General features: G+C 63.2%; 2 protein-coding genes. Both read right to left on the bottom strand.

Going from position 1 to position 3261, the window contains the following annotated elements; all coding sequences use genetic code 11:
* On the bottom strand, positions 1-575 hold a 575-nt coding region (locus AC1DMG_RS21145; protein ID WP_477181053.1), incomplete at its 3' end, for a prolyl 4-hydroxylase family protein.
* 58 nt (positions 576-633) lie between these two features.
* Positions 634-2742 (bottom strand): prolyl oligopeptidase family serine peptidase, encoded by a 2109-nt coding sequence (locus AC1DMG_RS21140; RefSeq protein WP_441604783.1) that lies wholly within the window; start codon positions 2740-2742, stop codon positions 634-636.
* Positions 2743-3261 lie beyond the last annotated feature (519 nt).

Raw genomic sequence — 3261 nt, 5'->3', positions numbered from 1 at the left:
GGATTGAACCAGTCGAAATGTGGCTCGTATTCCTGGCCCGGCTGGTAGTGCAGGATTTGCAGACCCTCGCCGTGACTGACCGGAATCGCGAGCAGGTCGGCAATGCGCTGTTCGATGCGCTGGACCAAGGGTGTCTCGCCGATGGCGAAGAACATGCCCTGGCTGGTGCGGCGTTCATCGGTCTGGTGGCGTCCTTCGACATCCACGGTAAGCGAGCGCGCCAGCCGCGGTTTCGCTTCAGCGACCAGCTCGTCGCATTCCTCCAGCGTGAGCAGGTTCTCCAGTACGCGCACGACCGGCGCTTCGGTGCTCACCGCAATGCGCACCGGATGTCCGTTGACGGTCTCCACCGGCGCCTGCGGATGACGCGTGCGCAGGCCCACGACCTTGGCCTTGGAGGCAGCCATGACCGTAGCCAGCGGCAGGTTCAGTACGCGCGCGACGATCTGGCGGCTCTGCTCGCCGCCGTAGCCGGCGTCCTTGAGCATCTTCAGCAGGTCGCTGAGACTGACGCCGGAGCGGCTGGTGGAAACAATCCATTCGCGCAGTTCGGGACGTATCGTGTGATGGTTCATGCGTCTAAAAAAGCGGCGCCGGCTCGGGCCGGCGCCCTATGTTACGCAGGACGCGCGCTTACTTCACGTGATCCCACAGGTAGGTATAGCCGAGGGCGTTCATGAAGGCCGACTGCTTGTTGTCCGCCGCCGCGCCGTGGCCACCCTCGATGTTCTCGTAGAAGCTGGTGTTGTAGCCGAGCGATTCGAGTTTGGCGGCCATCTTGCGTGCATGCACCGGACCCACGCGGTCGTCGCGGGTGGAGGTGGTGAACAGCACGGGCGGATATTTCTGGCCGGCCTTCGCGTTGAAGTACGGCGAGAACGTCTTGATCCACTCCCATTCCTGCGGCTTGTCCGGATCGCCGTATTCGGCAATCCATGAGGCGCCGGCGGAGAGGTGCGTATAGCGCTGCATGTCGAGCAAGGCCACCTGGCTCACGATCGCGCCATAGAACTGCGGATACAGCGTGAGCATATTGCCCATCAGTAGGCCGCCATTGCTGCCGCCCATGGCGCCCAGGTGTGCGGGCGAGGTGATCTTGCGCTGGATAAGGTCTTCCGAGACCGCCGCGAAGTCCTCGTAGGCACGCAGGCGATTCGCCTTGAGCGCGGCCTTATGCCAGCGTGGGCCGTATTCGCCGCCGCCACGGATGTTGGCAATCACGTAGACGCCGCCCTTCTCAAGCCATGCGCGTCCCACGCTGCCGCTATAGGCCGGCTGCAGCGAAACTTCGAAGCCGCCGTAGCCGTACTGGAGGGTGGGGTTGGTCCCGTCGGCCTTGAGGTTCTTCGGCGCAATCTCGAAGTAGGGCACGCGGGTGCCGTCCTTCGATTCGGCGAAGTGCTGGCTCACGTCGTACTTCGAGGCATCGAAGAAACTCGGGCTGTGTTTGATCGCCTGCGCCTCGCCCTGGCCCAGGCTGCCGTAGTAGAGCGTGGTGGGCTGCAGGAAGCCGGTGACAGTCAGGAAGTAATCGTCGCTGGTGTCGTCATCGACACCGCCGGCGGCGATGGTCGACAAGGCCGGCGCGCCACCCAGCGGCTCGCGCTTCCATGCGCCGTCGCCCGGCGTGAGCACCTCGAGCTTGTTCACCACGTTGTCCATCACGTTGAGGATCAAGTGATGGCGCGTCCACGAATACGCATCCAGCGCCGTGCTATCGGACGGTTCGAACAGCACCGTGATATCGCGCTTGCCGGCCATGTAGTCGTCGAATTTCGCCGCGAGCAGCGAACCGGACTTGTAGGTTTTGCCGGCGACCGTCCAGTCGTTGCGTGGCTCGATCAGCAGCCATTCGCGGTGCACGTCGGTATTGGCATCGTTGGGCACGTCGATCTTGGTGAGCTTGCCGTCCTTGCCGCGCAGATAGGTCTCGCTCTCGTAGAAGGCGATCTGGCGAACCACGAAATCACGTACGAAGCCCGGCGTATTGTCGCGTCCGGCGGACACCGACATATCGTCGTCCCTGGCTTCGTATACCGTGGTCGCGCTCGACAGCGGCGTGCCCCGCTTCCACGCCTTCACAATGCGTGGATAACTCGACTTGGTCATCGAGCCCGGGCCGAAATCGGTGGCGACGTAGAGGTGATCGTTGTCCATCCAGGACACGCGGCTTTTCGCTTCGGGCAGCTCGAAGCCACCCTTCACGAATTGCTTGTCGGTGAGGTCGAACTCGCGCACGACATCCGCGTCGGCACCGCCACGCGACAGCGAGACCAGGCAGCGCTTGTAGTCGGGCTTGAAGCATTCGGCTCCATGCCAGACCCAGTTTTCCTTTTCGCTGGCGGCGAGCGCATCGAGATCGATCACCGTCTCCCACGCAGGCTTGTCCTTGCGGTATTCATCCAGCGTCGTGCGGCGCCAGACGCCCTTGGGGTGATCTTTGTCGCGCCAGAGGTTGTAGTAGCGGTCGCCGATCTTGCTGACCATCGGGATGCGCTCGTTGGAATCGAGCACTTCCAGCAGGCGCGCATCGAGTTGCTTGAACTCGGCGCTGTCGGCGTAGCTCTTCACGGTCTGGGAGTTCTGCTGGCGAACCCAGTCGAGCTGCTTGCTGCCGTCGATGGTTTCGAGCCAGAGGTTGGGGTCTTGGGCGGTGGGGGTGATGTGGTCGGCTGCGTGGGTCATGGTGCCTAGTGTGAGGCCCAGCGCTAGTGCCAGCCAGAGTGTGCTCTTGGAGGTCATGCGGTTTCCTTGGGTGGATGCAGCCGAGGGTTTGAGTTTGGTGGGACTGGGGGCTCGGGGCGCGTGACTAAAGTCAGGGGCAGGGCACCTCAGCGATTCATCTGTGCCGTCATCCCGGCCTGGGCGCGGAGGCGCTTCTCAACAGCCGAATGGCTGGTCATCCAATAACGACGCGCCGCATTTGTCGCGTTACCGCCAGGGTGCCGCCTACGCGGCGGGCGTTTCGATCGGCTGCCGCCGCTCGAGTCACTTTTCTCTTGCTGGCCCAAGAGAAAAGTAACCCAAAGAGAATGGCCTGATAACGCCCGCAGCATCGTGCTGGGATAAGCCCGAATGCTCGAGGGGCGTGGTTGTGGGACAACCTCCGAGGGTACACAGCGGGTACTTCAATGCGCTGCGCAACGCGCCCGAATCCCTGAGGACTGAAAGCCGGGGCTCGCTTCGCATTGCCTCGAGTTTCGCGGTGCACGCCACTTCTCCCTCTCCCCTCCGGGGAGAGGGCCGGGGTGAGGGGCGGGT

The organism is Dyella sp. 01N36, from assembly GCF_056399745.1.
This window is presented reverse-complemented; position numbering and strand designations above follow the sequence as displayed.

Coding starts and splice junctions, on each gene's coding strand:
- AC1DMG_RS21140 (WP_441604783.1), bottom strand. CDS start 2,742: ATGACCTCCAAGAGCACACTCTGGCTGGCACTAGCGCTGGGCCTCACA.